General features: G+C 38.1%; 15 protein-coding genes and 1 pseudogene. 13 read left to right on the top strand and 3 right to left on the bottom strand.

What is annotated here, in order from left to right; translation table 11 throughout:
• Positions 1–141 precede the first annotated feature (141 nt).
• The 11 genes from CYP54_RS00240 (at position 142) to CYP54_RS00190 (ending at position 10,702) form a co-directional block, all read left to right on the top strand.
• Entirely contained in the window at positions 142–711 is a 570-nt protein-coding gene (locus CYP54_RS00240; RefSeq protein WP_087577839.1) for a 4Fe-4S dicluster domain-containing protein, read from the top strand.
• A 1-nt stretch (position 712) separates the two neighbouring features.
• Positions 713–2,680 carry a proton-conducting transporter transmembrane domain-containing protein gene (locus tag CYP54_RS00235; RefSeq protein ID WP_103603731.1) on the top strand — a complete coding sequence of 656 codons (1,968 nt, stop codon included), beginning with the start codon at positions 713–715 and terminating at the stop codon, positions 2,678–2,680.
• A 9-nt stretch (positions 2,681–2,689) separates the two neighbouring features.
• On the top strand, positions 2,690–3,610 hold the full coding sequence (locus CYP54_RS00230) for a respiratory chain complex I subunit 1 family protein (RefSeq protein WP_084041928.1): 921 nt from the start codon (positions 2,690–2,692) through the stop codon (positions 3,608–3,610).
• 1 nt (position 3,611) lies between these two features.
• On the top strand, positions 3,612–4,256 hold the full coding sequence (hyfE, locus tag CYP54_RS00225; RefSeq protein ID WP_021091711.1) for a hydrogenase 4 membrane subunit: 645 nt from the start codon (positions 3,612–3,614) through the stop codon (positions 4,254–4,256).
• 2 nt (positions 4,257–4,258) lie between these two features.
• Positions 4,259–5,740: a hydrogenase 4 subunit F gene (locus tag CYP54_RS00220; protein WP_021091695.1), complete on the top strand. Its 1,482-nt coding sequence runs from the start codon at positions 4,259–4,261 to the stop codon at positions 5,738–5,740.
• Positions 5,737–7,473 carry a hydrogenase large subunit gene (locus CYP54_RS00215; protein ID WP_103603730.1) on the top strand — a complete coding sequence of 579 codons (1,737 nt, stop codon included), beginning with the start codon at positions 5,737–5,739 and terminating at the stop codon, positions 7,471–7,473. Before CYP54_RS00220 ends, CYP54_RS00215 begins: the two co-directional genes overlap by 4 nt.
• The gene (locus CYP54_RS00210; RefSeq protein WP_054197155.1) at positions 7,470–8,009 is read left to right on the top strand and encodes a formate hydrogenlyase complex iron-sulfur subunit; all 540 of its coding nucleotides are present in this window, start codon (positions 7,470–7,472) and stop codon (positions 8,007–8,009) included. Before CYP54_RS00215 ends, CYP54_RS00210 begins: the two co-directional genes overlap by 4 nt.
• Entirely contained in the window at positions 8,006–8,830 is an 825-nt protein-coding gene (locus tag CYP54_RS00205; protein WP_103603729.1) for an NADH-quinone oxidoreductase subunit B family protein, read from the top strand. The genes CYP54_RS00210 and CYP54_RS00205 overlap by 4 nt, the downstream gene beginning before the upstream one ends.
• Entirely contained in the window at positions 8,827–9,171 is a 345-nt protein-coding gene (locus CYP54_RS00200; RefSeq protein WP_021091884.1) for a formate hydrogenlyase maturation HycH family protein, read from the top strand. Before CYP54_RS00205 ends, CYP54_RS00200 begins: the two co-directional genes overlap by 4 nt.
• Positions 9,171–9,617 carry a hydrogenase maturation protease gene (locus CYP54_RS00195; RefSeq protein WP_103603728.1) on the top strand — a complete coding sequence of 149 codons (447 nt, stop codon included), beginning with the start codon at positions 9,171–9,173 and terminating at the stop codon, positions 9,615–9,617. The genes CYP54_RS00200 and CYP54_RS00195 overlap by 1 nt, the downstream gene beginning before the upstream one ends.
• A gap of 218 nt (positions 9,618–9,835) precedes the next feature.
• On the top strand, positions 9,836–10,702 hold the full coding sequence (locus tag CYP54_RS00190; protein ID WP_072594540.1) for a formate/nitrite transporter family protein: 867 nt from the start codon (positions 9,836–9,838) through the stop codon (positions 10,700–10,702).
• 80 nt (positions 10,703–10,782) lie between these two features.
• On the opposite strand, the gene CYP54_RS00185 is transcribed toward CYP54_RS00190, so the two are convergent.
• Positions 10,783–11,421: a Crp/Fnr family transcriptional regulator gene (locus CYP54_RS00185; protein ID WP_087577832.1), complete on the bottom strand. Its 639-nt coding sequence runs from the start codon at positions 11,419–11,421 to the stop codon at positions 10,783–10,785.
• Between the two features lie 148 nt (positions 11,422–11,569).
• Positions 11,570–11,983 (bottom strand): acyl-CoA thioesterase, encoded by a 414-nt coding sequence (locus CYP54_RS00180; RefSeq protein WP_021091795.1) that lies wholly within the window; start codon positions 11,981–11,983, stop codon positions 11,570–11,572.
• A gap of 90 nt (positions 11,984–12,073) precedes the next feature.
• On the opposite strand from CYP54_RS00180, the gene ciaB reads away from it, so the two are divergent.
• Both ciaB and CYP54_RS00170 read left to right on the top strand, forming a co-directional pair.
• Entirely contained in the window at positions 12,074–13,915 is a 1,842-nt protein-coding gene (gene ciaB, locus CYP54_RS00175) for an invasion protein CiaB (protein WP_103603727.1), read from the top strand.
• 534 nt (positions 13,916–14,449) lie between these two features.
• Positions 14,450–16,252, top strand: a complete 1,803-nt coding sequence (locus CYP54_RS00170; RefSeq protein ID WP_258033553.1) for a putative bifunctional diguanylate cyclase/phosphodiesterase — start codon at positions 14,450–14,452, stop codon at positions 16,250–16,252.
• On the opposite strand, the pseudogene CYP54_RS00165 reads toward CYP54_RS00170, so the two are convergent.
• Positions 16,245–16,464 (bottom strand): annotated as a pseudogene (locus tag CYP54_RS00165) (hypothetical protein); the annotation flags it as partial. The gene CYP54_RS00170 and the pseudogene CYP54_RS00165 overlap by 8 nt on opposite strands.

Here is a 16,464-nt window from a genome sequence, read left to right as displayed (position 1 = left end):
TTGTAAGTTATAAAATTATTACAAAAATTAGGAAGGAGCGTTTGAGATGTTAAATAAAAATTTAACTATCTCTATTTTGGTGACTAACCATCACTTTAAAAGTGAGCAGGGCAGTTTAGCCTTGTTTAATGGGAGGAATTTATGAAAAAACATAAATTTGTGATTGCTGATTATAAACGCTGTATAGGATGTGCAACCTGCATGGCTGCATGTTTTAAGAGCGCTTATGAACGCGGCAAGCTGTCACGTGCAAGGCTAAGTGTGCTAAGAGAAGCTACTGGCGTTATGCCAACTCAGTGCAGACAATGCGACGATGGCCCTTGTGCGAATGTGTGTCCAACTGGGGCATTGCGATTTAATGATAATTGCATCGAGCTTCACGAGGAAATTTGTATAGGCTGTAAGATGTGCACGATCGCTTGTCCTTACGGTGCGATAAGCTCAAGTGCAGAGCTTATGCCTTCAGTAAATTACGCTATCGAGCCAAAGTACAACCTTGAGATAGAGTCACAATCAGGTGCAAAAAATATCGCTGTTAAATGCGATATGTGCTTTGGTCGTGAAAATGGACCAGCTTGCGTTGATGTCTGTCCAACTAGTGCTCTTGTTATGATTGATCCAGAAGAGGGCAAACATAAACTTGGCAAGAGGATAGACTATGAAGCAGCGAATAAATTTGCTACTAAAATTTTAAACGGACAAGGAGCATAAGATGACTACGGTTTATATGCTATTTCTTGTAAGTGCCGTCGTTAGCATCTTGCTTTATTGTGCTCCAAAGGCCGCTGTAAAGGTTGGTTTTGGACTAAGCGCTTTAAGCTGCTTTTATGCGATGTGTCACTTTGTTGCAAATATGGGAGTAAGCGATAGCTTCGCTCTTGCGGATGGCTTTTTGTATTCGCCAAAATTTGCTCTAAATCCACTTGGAAATTTCTTCAGCTTTGTCGTTGTTTTCATAGGATTTGCAAGTAGCGTTTATGGTATGAGCTATGCAGATGAGTACATCAAAAAAGCAAATGTTGGCGTGTTTGCATGTTTGTTTAATACATTCATCCTTTCAATGCTTCTAGTAATCAGCGCTGATAATGTATTTTGCTTTGTTGTTTTATGGGAGCTTATGACTCTTATCTCATCATTTCTTATCATTGTCAATGATGGCAAAAATACACTTAAAGCAGTTATGGTATATCTTGGCATCGCACAAATTGGTGCATTTTGTATCACCTGTGGCTTGCTTATCACAGCTTACTACGCAGGAAGCTTTGACTTTAGCGCGTTTATGGGTGTTAAGATGCCATTTGGTGCTTCTGCTGCTGTATTTGCACTATTTTTGGTTGGATTTGGTAGTAAAGCTGGTATGTGGCCATTTCACGTTTGGCTCCCACAAGCTCACCCAGCAGCACCATCAAACGTTTCAGCCCTTATGTCAGGTGTTATGATTAAAGTTGCTCTATTTACACTAGTTAAATTTACACTTTACTTGCCACTTAGCACATATTTTGGTCTTACAATACTCGCTCTTGGTGCAGCTAGCTCACTATTTGGTGTTTTATACGCTCTTTGCCAACACGATTTCAAAGCCTTGCTTGCTTATCACTCAGTTGAGAACATAGGCATTATTTTACTAGGTCTTGGCACAGGAATTTATGGTGTGGCAGCTGGAAATTTAACACTTGCAGCAGTAGGTTTTCTAGCAGGTTGCTATCACGTAGTTAACCACGCTATATTTAAAGGCCTACTTTTCCTTTGTGCAGGTTCAGTTATCCATGCTACTCACACACAAAACATGGACATCCTTGGTGGTCTTGCTAAAAAGATGCCATGGACAAGCCTTGGTATGTTTATAGGTATCATGGGTATCGCAGCTTTACCTCCAGTAAATGGCTTTGTTTCAGAGTGGTTTACATATCAAGGTATGCTTCAAGGCGCGATGGGAGAAGGAACATTAGTTAGATACGCATTTACACTTGGCGTCGTAGCTCTTGCACTAACTGGCGTTTTGGTCGGTATGCACCTCAAACTTTACGCTGTTATCTTTGCAGGTACTCCAAGAGATCAAAAAATTTGGGAAAATGCTAAAGAGAGCCCAATAGGCATGGTTCTTGGCATGATCATCCTAATGATAGGCTGCGTTGGATTTGGTCTTGGCGCAAACTACATAGTTGATTACATCATGCAAGCTGTAAATTCTATCGCTATAAGTGACTATAAAGCCAGTCTTGGTGTTATAAACGTAACTTCACCAATAGGCAGTATGATCTCAACTCCACTAATTGCTTTGGTTCTTTGCTCAACCATGATTTTGCCATTTATCATCCTTGCTGTTATGAAAGCAAATAGAGATAAACCACGCGAAACTGATCCATGGGCTTGCGGCTTTAAATATAGTTCACGTATGCAAATGACAGGTGGTCCATTTACAGGCGATCTTAGAAAGATCATGCAATGGCTATTTAGAGCTGATAAAAAGATCGTTACTAGAAATTATTTTGACGCGGTTGAATATCACAACCATCCAAAAGATATCTGGTGGGGAATGTTTTATGAGCCAGTCATCAAATGGTGTATGAAATTTGCCGATAAACTAGGCATCGTTCAAAGCGGATACACAAACATCTATACGCTTTATATCCTAATTTATCTTTGTGCCATACTTGCTGTGGGCTACTTTTTAGTTTAGGAGACGAAAATGCAAACTATACTTTTAATGATATTTCAAGTAGTCGTTATCGTTTTGGTAGCTCCTTTGTTTGATGGTATGGCAAGAAAACTAAGAGCTAGACTTCAATCAAAACAAGGTAGCGATTTCTTTCAAACATATCGCGATATTATAAAACTCTTTAGAAGAGGAAGAACCGTGCCTGAGTGCTCTCACTGGGTATTTAGATGGGCTCCATTTTTCCTTTTTGCAACTTCAGCTGCAGTATTAGCTGCTATACCTATAACATATAGCAAAGATACTGTTTTTGGAGCGTATTCAGATATATTTGTGATCCTTTATCTTGGCGCGTTGCTTAGATTTGTATTTGGTGCAGCTTCAATGGATAGCGGCAACCCATTTGCAGCAACAGGCGGCGGCAGGGAGCAAATGCTAGGCGTATATGTCGAGCCAGTTATGATCATGTGCCTAATCGTAGTAATGCTTGCAGCTAAAACATCAAATTTAATTGAGATCCAAGAGATGGTAAAAACCGGTGTTATTGGATATCAAATCCCAAGCTTTGCCGTAGCTTCTATCGCATTTTTATGGTGCATGTACGTTGAGACTGGCAGAAAACCATTTGACGTAGCTGAAGCTGAGCAAGAGCTTCAAGAAGGCTTGCTTGGTGAGTACGCAGGTAGCGACCTTGGTTTAGTTCAAGCATCACTTATATTAAAACAGTTTGCTATGATCGGACTTTTCCTAACTATATTTGAGCCATGGAACTTTAGCAATCCTTTCTTAGCTATTATCGTTTTTGTGATAAAAACTGGAGTATTTTACGTAGCGGCTGTCTTTATAGACAACTTTGGACCACGCTTTAAAATGACTTCATCTTTACGCAAAAATGCACTTGGTGCACTTGCTATCTCGTTTGTTGCACTAACACTTTATGTAGTAGGAGTGTGAGATGCAAACACTTGATATTTTAGCCATTTGCATGATCGTAACTTCGCTTGCGGTTTTTGGTCTTAGAAGCTTAAAACTCTCAATCATCGCTTATGCGATTGAGACACTACTTTTGGTTAGCATATTTTTCTTGCTATCTGAGAAATTTAACGCCGAGCAGCTCAAAACTTGGGCGATCGTTGCCTTTTTTACCAAAGTTTTACTTGTGCCAGGAATTTTATTCTGGCTTATCAAAAAACTTGGCGTAGTTAGCGAAGATGAGCCAGTTGGTGGATTTTTTGTAAGCCCTGTTATTGCTATGGGATTTTCTCTAGCTCTTTCAATGAGTATCCACCCTATATTTTTAAAATTCTCTCTTATCAAAGAAGAGATCATGCTAATCGCAGCTGGAACAGTCTTTATGATGGGAATTTTTGGCTTCATGCTAAGAAACTCATTTATAAAACAAATTCTAGCTTACTGCTTGTTTGAAAATGGTATCCACCTAAGCCTTGCTCTAATGGCTTATAACTCACATGAATTAGTCGAGCTTGGAATTTTAACAGATGCGATATTTGCCGTTATCATCATGAGCATTCTAGCGATTAGATTTTATAAAGCTTATGATAGTTTAGATACTTCTAAAGCTTCAAATTTAAGGGGTTAGAGATGGATAGTTTAGCTTTAATACTTATCTTACCGCTCCTTGGTGCTTTGGTCTTGTTTTTGAGTCCTAAAAATTATGCGGTATTAAGCGGACTTCACGTTTTGTTTTCTGCTGCGACATCGGTGGCTTTACTTAACAATGTTCTTAAAGTCTTAAGTAGCGGAACTTTTTATAGTTTTGATAAATTTTTGTTTTTAGATAGCTTAGGCTGTGTTTTCTTGGTACTTATAGCAGTAACTGGATTTATAGTAAATTTCTACTCTATCCACTACATGAGATGGGAGCTTGAAGATGGACACATCCACTTAAGTGATCTTAAAAAATACTACGCACTAAGCCATGTATTTATCTTTACAATGACTTTAAGCGTTATTTGCAACAACGTTGCGTTTATGTGGGCTGCTATCGAGGCAACAACTCTTGCTTCAGTGTTTCTTGTCGCTATCCACAAAGATCAAAAATCAACAGAGAGTGGTTACAAATACATCGTTCTTTGCTCAATCGGTCTAGCATTTGCACTTTATGCGACTGTTCTTTTATACTCAGCCACATTTAGCACTCTAGGAGATGGCGAAGCTTCTATGCTATTTTCAAGCATAATGGCAAATGCTAAAAATTTAAACCCAGATGCAGCAAAACTTATCTTTGTATTTGCTCTAATTGGTTTTGGTACAAAAGCTGGTCTTGCTCCAACTCACACTTGGCTACCAGACGTTCACGCTGAAGGTCCAGCACCTATCTCAGCCTTACTTTCAGGCGTACTTTTAAAATGTGCGATGCTAGCACTCTTAAGATACTACGCTATCACAGCTCAAGCAGTTGGATTTAGCTTCGTTGAGGGCATAATGATCGTTTCAGGAACTATCACTCTTTTTGTAGCGGGATTTTTCCTAATCAGACAACACAACGTAAAAAGAATGTTTGCATATCACTCAATCGTTCACATGGGTGTTATCGCATTTGCACTTGGTGTTGGCGGTAAATTTGGTCTATTTGCAGCGATATTCCACTGCTTAGCTCACAGCTTCACAAAAGCTTTGGCTTTCTGCTCAACAGGTAATATCGCAAGAATTTATGGCCACAAAGATATGAGTAAGATGGGTGGCATGGTTAAGATCGCACCGATCACCACTATAATGTTTGGCGCGGCTGTTTGCTCACTAGTTGGTGTTCCAGCATTTGCTATATTTGTTAGTGAGTATAACGTCTTTGTAGGAGCCATCACAAGCGGTCAATACATCGCAGTTGCGCTATTTGCTATTGCACTTGCAGTTATTTTCATAGCTGACTTTGCGCACTTTAACATGGCAAGCTTTGGCGAGCCAAAAGGTGTGGTTGTTCATAATAAAGAGATGAGTTTGTTAGAGAATTTACCTCTTATAGCACTTTGTGCCCTTATCATAATCTTTGGCGTATGGCACGTAGATAGCTTTTATACGCTAGTAGATAACGGTGTTAATATAATGATGGGAGCTTTAAAATGAGAGGCGATAAATTTGTAGAAATCCTAAAAACTAAAGTAAAAATTTTAGAGGTAACTCGTCAAGCAGACGATCAGATCACTGTTTTAGTCGATAGAAACGACCTTCCGCTGGCTGTTAAAACGCTTTACTATGATATCGGCGGCTTTATAAGCACTATGATACCAAATGACGAGCGCCAGATAAATGGCAGCTATGCGCTTTACTACGCTATCTCAATGGAAGGTAGCAAGATGACTGAGGCGGATGATTTTGCAGCCGAGGATAAGTGCTTTATCACTGTTAAAACGCTTATTCCAGGAAGTGATCCGACATTCCCATCTGTTACTCCGCTAGTGCCAGCTTGTGTTTGGTACGAAAGAGAAGCTTATGATATGTTTGGCCTTGTAGCTGAAGGTTTGCCTGATAAAAGGCGTCTAGTTTTAAGTGATGACTGGCCAGATGGACTTCATCCACTTAGAAAAGATGCGATGGATTATCGCTACCGCCCTGATCCAGTTGATCACAGAGATGAGCCTGATTCTGAGTTTTTGTTTCCAACAGGTGATGCAGTAGTTGATGTGCCACTTGGACCATTACATATTACTTCAGATGAGCCAGGTCACTTTAGACTTTTCTGCGATGGCGACGAGATCATCGACGCTGACTACCGCCTCTTTTATCAACACCGCGGTATGGAAAAGTTAGCTGAAAATAGAATGAACTATGACCAAATGGGCTATCTTGCAGAGAGAGTTTGTGGAATTTGTGGTTATGCTCACGCTATCGCTTGCATAGAGGCAGCAGAAAAAGCTATTAAGCTTGAAATTCCACTAAGAGCCCAAGCTATACGTGTCATCTGTCTTGAGATCGAGCGTCTTCATAGCCACCTTTTAAATATCGGTCTAGCTTGTGAGGTTACTGGTAACTACAACGCTTTCATGCATATCTTTAGGGTTCGTGAGTACTCTATGGAGCTAGCTCAGCTTGTAACTGGCGGACGTAAAACATACGGCAACGTCGTTATGGGCGGCTTAAGACGTGACATGACAAACCAAGAGATCAAAAAAGGCATCGAGATTATAAATAAACTTGACGTTCAAATTTCAGAAATTTGGGACGCAGTTATGGAGGATAAACGCCAAATCGGGCGCTGGAAAGGTGTAGGCATCCTAGACCGCCAAATAGCACGTGACTTTAGCCCAGTTGGTCCAAATATGAGAGGCTCTGGCTTTAAACGCGATAACCGCTATGATCACCCATATGACTTTTTCAAACAGATAGAATTTGAAGTAGCAGTTGAGCATGGTTGCGACGTTTTTTCTCGTGAGATGGTTAGATATAAAGAGCTAAAAAGCTCTATCCACATCATCCGCCAATGCTTTGAGCTAATGCCTCAAACTCCGATCATGATCGATCCTGTGACTATGATCAAACCTGAGAATTTTGCACTTGGTCATGATGAAGCACCACGTGGCGAGAATGTCCACTGGATCATGCAAGGCAGTGCTCAAAAAGTATATCGCTGGAGATGCAGGGCAGCAACATATAACAACTGGCCAAGTCTAAGGTATCAATTTAGAGGAAACAACATAAGTGACGCCGCGCTTATCGTTTGCTCACTTGACCCTTGCTACTCATGCACTGAGCGTGTTACATTAGTCGATGTAAGGACTAAAAAGAGTAAAATTTTAACAGAAAAAGACCTTAAAAAATTCTGTCAAGATGGCGGGGTTAGTAAGAAGGATTTAAGATGATGAAGTTATTTGACATCACAGAAAAATATGGAAAGGCGACATACGCCTATCCATTTGAGCCATATATTGTTCCTGAAAATTTCCGTGGTCAGCCAAACTATACATACGATCTTTGCATAGGTTGTGCAGCCTGCGGTATCGCTTGTCCTAGTAATGCAATAGAGCTTAAGATGAACGAGGAACAAACAAAGCTTGTTTGGGAATTTGACTGTGGGCGCTGCATATTTTGTGGACGCTGCGATGAGGTTTGCCCAACTGGAGCCGTTCGCCTAAGTGATAGCTTTGAGCTTGCGGTTAAATTTGACAAGAGTGCTCTTATACAAAGGGGCGAGCTTGAGATGCAAACTTGCAAATGCTGCGGCAAGCCATTTACGCCAAAAAGGCTTATAAATTTCACACTTGAAAAGCTTGGCACAGCAAATTTACTCCCAGGCAGACTTGAAGAGGCAAAAGACTACCTTTATATCTGCCCAGAGTGCAAGAAAAATCAATCTGCTGAGAGGCTAACAAAAGGCATTGAGGAGGCTATAAAATGAGTCTATATCAAGTCCCAGAGGACATAAAAACAGCAAATGATCTAACTGCAAAGCTAGAGCATCTAAAAAATATCAAAAGAAGCTTTAGCGTTTATAGGATCGACTGCGGAAGCTGTAACGGCTGTGAGATAGAAATTTTTGCAGCTATTACACCTATGTGGGATCCTGAGCGTTTTGGTTTTAAGCTTGTAGCAAACCCGAGACACGCTGATATTTTGCTCTGCACCGGTCCTGTAACAAGACAGATGTATTATCCACTCCTTCGTGCTTATGAAGCGACTCCAGATCCTAAGATCGTAGTTGCTCTTGGCGCGTGCGGAAGCAGTGGCGGAATTTTCCACGACGCTTATAGTGTTTGGGGCGGCATCGATAAGATAATCCCAGTTGATGTCTATATCCCAGGCTGTCCCCCACACCCAGCAAGCATTATTTACGGTCTTGGCATGGCTCTTGGTATCATCGATCAAAAGCTTCATAAAAAAAGCTACGAAGAAGATAACACATTGCCACCTTTAGTTGAGAAGTCGATCATAGGCGATATTTTATTCGAGCGTGACTTGCAAGCTGAAAGCAGAAGGCTAATGAGCTATATCTTTGGTAGAATCCTTTTTGAAAAATATATGAGTGCTATCAAATGTTCAAAAGATGTCCATGACCCAAGCATTTCAAGAGAGGCTGTGCTTACAGCTATCAAAAAAGAGGAAGATCCTAGATATGCTGAGTGCATGGGGCTTTTGCATAATGATGTCTATCTAAAATATGCAAAAGCTGATAAAAGCTTTGCTATAGACGTTGATAGTGAGGTTTGGAGTAAGAGATGATACAAGTTTATAAGCTTACAAAAAGGCATATGGATGACAACGACAAGCTTCCACGCGAGCTAAAGGAGATAAAAATTTTCTCCACTTGCGTGGGACATGGCGTTGGCACGATAGACTTTAGCGAGAAAATTTTAGAGCTAAGCGATGAGGAATTTGACGAGATGATCAAAAACTCAGGCGAATACGTGAAATTTAAGATCGGAAATTTAAGCAAATATTTTGAAGTTGAAATTTTTGCCGAGCATATCGCTAAACTCTTGCCGCAGCTTTGTGAGTGTAAGCTTAAAGAAATTTTGGCAAATTTAAAAGAGGGATATATCGTGCTTAGGAAGGACTTTTGATGAAAAAGGCCATCCTTTGCATCGGTAATCCTATGCGTGGCGATGATGATGTGGGCAATGAAGTAGGTCGCATAGTAGAGCAAGAGCTAAAAGAGTGGAAGGTTTTTTTTGGGCAAGATGTGCCTGAGAATGAATTTTCAGCTATTAGAGAATTTTCACCTGATATCTTGATAGTAGTCGATGCGATGAGCGGCTTTGATGAGGATAAGATAGAGTTTTTTGACCTAAGTGACGATAGAGACTACATCTACTCAACTCACAATCTCCCAACGCCAGTGCTTTTAAGCTATTTGCGAAAAATTTGCCCAAAGACGCTTTTTCTTGGCATTAGCGTCTTGCTCGAAAATGTCTTAAATTTTGAAGAAGGACTAAGTGAGCAGGCTAAAAAAAGTGCTAGAAAAGCTTTTTTAAGAATTGTAGAGATTGATAAAAATTTAGTTGGTTAAATTTAGCTAAGGAGAAATTTAGCCTAGTTGGTTACTAAAGGTAAAATTTGTTCGTATCCTAGATAAAAGGTAAAATTTTAGGCGAAAAGTAGTTAAAAATTTACTTTTTGGATAGTAAGCGTTAATCTTAGTCTTTAGTACTTTTTCAAAGTGTTAAACTTTGGTCGCAAAGATGAGTTTGGCTCATTTGCGAGATTGAAAATAAAAAGGAGAATGTGATGTTAAATCCGGCAGAAACCGCTCAAGCGGTCTCAAGCTCTATGGAGCATAAGGCTCATATGCCGCTTACTAGTATTATTTTTCTTGCTATCATGGCTGGAGCTGCTATTGCTATGGGTGATATTTTTTGGGCTCACTCGACAGTTGGTATGGCTGAAAATCAGTCTATTGGTCTTTCAAATTTTATCGGCGGTATCACATTTAGCTGTGGTCTTATGATGGTTGTCTTTTATGGCGGACATCTTTTTACAAGCTCTGTTTTAAGCGGCGTTAGCGCATATGAAGGAAAGCTAAAACTAGGTAAGACTATCGGATACTGGGCTATCGTTTGGATATTTAACTTCGTTGGTGGCGCATTGATCGCTTATATGTACTACTACTCAGGCTTGCCACTAAAGTATGATGGCTACATCTTGCAGCACTTTATACCAGCTGGTATTGGCAAGATCACAGCACCATTTCATGAGCTATTTATCCGCGGAATTTTTTGTAACGTCTTTGTTTGTATGTCTATTTGGACTGCGACAAGTGAGAGCAATCTATCTGGTAAATTCTTTGCCATTATGTGGATGATCGGCGCATTTGTGGCTTGCTCAATGGAGCACTGCGTGGCAAATATGTTTATAATCACTGAAGCCATCATCTCAAAAGCTCACTATATAGCAGCAAATGGTGGAGATATCGCTGCTGCAGCTGCGGCTCTAGGACATGGCATTACGGCTGAAAAACTAGAAGTTTTAAACTGGGGAAATTTCATCGGTAAAAACTTAGTTCCAGTTACACTTGGTAATATCTGCGGCGGACTTTTCTTTGTTGGTTTAGTTGGCTTTATGGCAAATAAATTTGATATGAAGAAAAAAGCTTAAAAATTTTTAGTCTTTGCTTTTTGGCAAAGACTAATCCTCTAAGGCTACTCTTTGCTAGCCATTATAAAAATTTTTGATTTTTAGTTTGTGTAACTTTCAAGTTTTTCATAATCAATTATTAAAAACTCGTGTGGTGTGATCTTTCTTATGATGTCATCTTTTATAAGCTCATTAAAAGCAGTTGAAGCACTTTGGCGTTTGAGCCCCACAAAGCTTGAGAGCACCTTTAGAGAAAATGGCAAAAATATGTAGTGATATCCATTTTGTTTTAGATCTTGCTCCTTTGCAAGCTCGATCAAAAAATTTGCAATCCTGCCTTTTGCATCTTCAAAAAGTATGGATTTTATGATCTGGCGTTGCACGATCACTGCATTTAACACAGCTTTTAAAATTTCATCTGCGACATTTGCATTTGATAAAATTTCACCTATTTTGTTTAAATTTATAGCATAAATTTCAGCATCTTCAAGTATTTCAAAAGCGCAATTATCATCAAGCACGGCGATATTGCTCGCTTCTAAATGATAAAGGATAAATTCTTCCCCATCTTCAAAAAACGAAAGCTTTGCACAGCCGCTTTTTAAAATGATGATTTTGATCTCTTCTGCGTAGATGATGCTTGTTTTTGGAAGGTTTTTGTACTCAAATTTATCAAGCTCGGATTGAGTTAGGATATCTAAAATTTGTGTTTGCAAAAGGCCTAAACGTGACTTTTTCATGATTCTCCCAAAAAATGTATAGGGCCTGATTTTACTTCACAAAGCATTTAAAGAAGTTGAAAAATATTGCTTTTAGTTTAAGAATTTCAATAATTTTTAAAAGTAGTATTAATTTTTCAATTTGGTTGCATAAATCGCAACCAAATTTTTAAAATCCATGAAGTTGTTTTAGCTTCTCATCGATTGGCTTTTTAAGTCCATCTTTCGTCACGCTTACGTAAGTTGCGGTAGCGCTTGTAACGTGTATAGTTTCTCTATATCCGCCCGGATTTAGCCTAAGAGCGGTTACTTCTATTTGCGTTGTTATCGATGTTTTGCCAACAGAGATGATTTTAGCGTAGCAGCTTAGCACATCGCCAACAAAGACAGGTTGCTTGAAAATGATCTCTTTCATAGAAATCGTCACAACGCGCTCGGGAGAAATTTCTCTTGCAGCTTGTGCACCTGCAAGGTCGATCTGACTCATTATCCAGCCACCAAAAATATTTCCAGCAGAGTTTGTGTCCTTTGGCAACATAACTTGTTTGATACGTGGCTCACCAAAATCCTTTAAAATATCCATTTTTTGCCTTTTAGATGTTAAAATTTTTGGTTGATTGTAGCAAATTTTAAGGCTTTATGCTAAAATCTTGTAACTTCAGGGGATGAAAATATGAACGATTTTAAAAGATTAAATGAACTCACAAAAGAGCAAAAAAACAAGTTAAATGCTATTTATAAAAATTTAGACGATGATATCATAAACGAAGCTGTTAAAATTTGTGGTCTTTCTGGCACACCAAGCCAGAAACTAGCTCTTGCAAGAAGGATAGTAGATCTTAAAGTAGATCCGCTTCAAAATGAGCTAAAAAAGCTAAATTTAGGCGAAGATGAGCAAAAACGAGTGCTAAATTTAATGTATGGTTACGTTAGAAATTTATATGAAAATCTGCACGCCAAGCTTTTAGAAAAGGCCAAAGAAGAAAAAATTTTAGATCAGTTTAATCAAGCTTTTGTGAAGGCTATGCATGAACTTGGGCTTAGTCTAAATGCGTGGCAAATTTCATGGCAGGATCGTATTATCGACACTACAAACAAAGAGTTTGAGGCTAAATTTAAAGATTTAAGCCAGGCAAATGAGTTTATTACTAAAAACGGCTTATTTCAGTGTGACGCTAACGGCGTAAGGGCTGATAGAACGTATGGTGCGGTAGTAAAAGAAGGCGAGAAATTTAGCTTTTTGCCTTATGCACTTGCTTTTAAAGATGAGGTGAGAGAGCTTAAAAGCGTCTTTGCTAAAAATCTTGAAATTTTAAGAAATTTAGCCAAAAATGACGAGCAAAAATCTTATGTCAAATACCTTGAAAAGCTACAAAATGCCTTTTGTGAAGAAGATAATACAAAGGTGATAAACGCTTGGCAAGAGGCTGAGATAGCGTGGATGGATGTAAAAGGTGCGCTTCAGCCAGGCCATCCGCTAGAGTACTACGAGGATGCCTACACGCACGCAGTTGCGCTTGAGTGGGACATTAGGCTTGTTGATAGCGAGGGTATTGATGAGCTTAAATTTAAAGAAAAAGTGGCAAAAACTTATAAAAGCGTTTGCGAAAAGATAAAATTTGATAACGCTGAGACAAATAAGGCAGTTAGTGAAAATATCGCTAGAACGCAGCTTTATATAAGCGTGCCGATGATCTATTACGCAGCGGAGCTAAACGGGCTTTTTAGCGCTCAGGTCGTGCCAAACGATGAGAGTGTTAGCGCAAAATGTGGCAAGAAAATTTTTGCCTTTGTAAATCACGTCTATGAAAGCGCAAAGGCAAAGCCTTTTATGAAGCTTGGGGCTGAAATTTTTAGCAAGGAATTTTTGGATTTTGGTAGAGAAATTTTATTTCTAAAGCCAAAAATTTGGAAAAAAGTATATGAAATTTCAACGATCGGCCATGAGTTTGGACACATCCTCTTTATCGGGCTTGATACTGAGATGAGCATGAATAAAAGTGGCGTCTTTAAATTTATAGAAGAGTATAAGGCGACGACTGGTGGGTTAGTAAATTTCTTCTTACACGAAGAGGTGGAGTATAAAATGGCCGTCTTTCATGAGCTAATCGCCCGTGCTGTTGGGCTTATCGCGTGGCGAAAGGTCGATGAGGTGAGGGCGTATTACTGCGAGGGACTCATACATCTTAGCCTACTTTTTAGGGCTGGTGTGCTTAAATTTGACGGCAAGCTAAGCGTAGATATGAGCGAGCAAGCTTACGCTAAATTTAAAGAAATTTGCTTAGAAAACTACTACGATCTAGCGCAAACATACGCTAAAAAAGATGATGCGAGCACATTTTTAGAGAAATTTTGCCAAAAAGATGAGCAGAGCTATCTGCCAAAAGATGAAGAGTGCAAGAAATTTGTTGAGCATTTTTACGCTAGATACGAAGCTATCGGCAACGACGTAGATGATAGTGGTGAGTGGCAAAGGTGGCAAAGTTTAGCCAAAAAGGCAGAGAAAGATAGATAAAGACAGAACATGATAAGTAAAATAAGCAACGATAATCAAGCATCTTTTTTATTTATATCGGTACTTTTTTGTGCATATGTTGTTAGTTATTTTATTGCTAGTGGTTTTTATGAAGACATAATTACTACCCTATTTGATTTTATGATCACATTATTTATCTTTTTAAAGCTAAAAGAGACAAGAAATTTAAAAACATATTGGATATATATATTACTAGGCCTTACTTGTTGGGTAGCATCAGACACTATGTGGATGCTATATGATAAGGTTGATTTTCTTAAACAATTTCTTTCTAAAGTCAATTTTATACAAATCTCATACGTGGTCTCATATTTTATGTTTGCATTTTCTGCTTTTTACATTTTGATTAAAAATTTGAAAAATTTATTTTTAATGCAAGTATTTGTGGACTCAGTCTCTATTTTCGCAATATATTTTAGCTTTATGTGGTTTATGATTTTTGATAGAAATTTAACTCAAGTATTAAGTCAAAAAGATTTTTTTAATCTAAGCTATATCGCCATAGATTTATTTATGTTTTGTACTTCATTTGTTGCGTTTTTTTCACTTAAATTTTCAAAAAGAAGACTATCTATACTTTTATGCTTGATAGCGCTTATTGTAATAAGCACTTATGACATTTTTACCACTACAATGGATTTTTGGATAGATGAAATATCCTTTTCTGGATACGACATTGTATTTAAGAGTTCATTTTTTATGTTGTTTGTTGCTGCGCTTCATTTAAGAGAGGGTGAGGCAAATCTAAAATTTAGGGCACTCAGAAACGATTTTGATAAAATTTTAATACAAAAGCTATTTGTTTTTGCCGCATTTTTGACGATCATGATCTTGTACTCTTGGAAGATAAATTTGACATGGTTATTTTCTATTTTAGTTACTTTGCTTGCATACGGGGCATTATCTTATACATTTTCTAATGTTAGAAAGATGGATATTTTAATTAAACGTGAAATACATATCAAAAAAGTATTAAATAATCAGATAGAAAGTAAAGTAAAAGAGCTTGAAGAGACAAATAGGCACCTACAAAGGATCAGTAAATATGATTATTTGACAAATGCTCTAAATCGCCAGTATTTTATCGCAAGGCTTGAAGAGATGATAAAGTCAAAGGCGCTTGGCGAAAAGATAGATATTTATAGTATTGATATAAACCATTTTAAGGCGATAAATGACTCGTACGGGCATTATATCGGCGATGATGTAATAGCAAAGTTTGCTTTAAATATTGAGTCAATATTGCCACCAAACGATTCCTTATTTGCAAGATCTGGCGGTGATGACTTTATCGTTGTTATCAAACAAAATGAAAATGTGCATTGCAGGGGATTTTTACATTATCTACTAAAAGCTATTTCAGAGCCAATCGTTATAGATGATTATAAAATTGTACTTGATGCGAAAATAGGGATTAGCTCGACACAAACCAGTGAAATTTTGGCTGATGATTTTATCATGCAATCAGAAGCAGCACTAGAAGCAGCAAAAAAAGATGCATCTGAAAAGTATGTTTTTTATAGTGATATAAAAAGCATTATTCAGGATAGAAACTACATAGAAATATTGCTAAATAGCATAAGCTTTGATGAAGAATTTGAGCTAAAATTTCAGCCCCAGTATCTAATAGAAGGTAAAAAAATAGTAGGAGCAGAGGCTCTTGTTAGGTGGAACTCTCCTATAAAAGGTCCGGTAGATCAATCAAAATTTATTCCAATAGCCGAACAAAGCTCTATTATCAATGCGATAGGAAAATGGGTAGCAAAAAACGCTATAAAACAAATGGCCTTTTGGAATGAGAAATATAATACTAATCTAAAAATAGGCATAAATATCTCACCAAAACAGATTGATAATATAAATTTTGCATCTAAATTTTTAAGCTATATAGATAGATATGGCATCGATCCATCTTGTGTAGATGTTGAGATCACTGAGGCCAGCCTTGTCAATGCCGAAGAGATGATGCAAAGTGCGTTATCTGAGCTTTCAAATAGAGGAATTTGCATCTCTATAGATGATTTTGGTACTGGTTTTTCATCGATGAATTACATCAAAAAATATCCTATGAGTCGCCTAAAGATCGCTAAAGAGCTGATAGATAATATTGCTAAAAATGATATAGATAAAGACGTAGTAAAAAGCGTTATAGCTTTAGCTAAAAATGTGGAGCTAAAGACTATCGCTGAAGGTGTCGAAGATGAAACCCAGCTTGAAATTTTAAGAGAGCTTGGATGCGATGAGGTGCAAGGGTATCTTTGGGGCAAGCCAATGAGTGCAGAGGATTTTGAAAAGCTTATAATAAGCGCTATTTAAGCACACTCTTTGCACTAAAATTTTCAAATTTCAAAATATCTTTATGGCAAAGTTTAGCTAGCTCATTTATCATTTTTGAGCTAGCTTCATCTTTTGGGATTATTAGATGAATTTTTTCTTCTAAAAAAATGATAAAAATATTTTTTAGCTCATAAATTTCACTAACTTCATTTAGGTCAAATTTTTCATTTTCTTTGGGTTCGCCTTCATAG

The sequence above is a fragment of the Campylobacter concisus genome (assembly GCF_002914005.1).
Lineage (GTDB): Bacteria > Campylobacterota > Campylobacteria > Campylobacterales > Campylobacteraceae > Campylobacter_A > Campylobacter_A concisus_N.
This window is presented reverse-complemented; position numbering and strand designations above follow the sequence as displayed.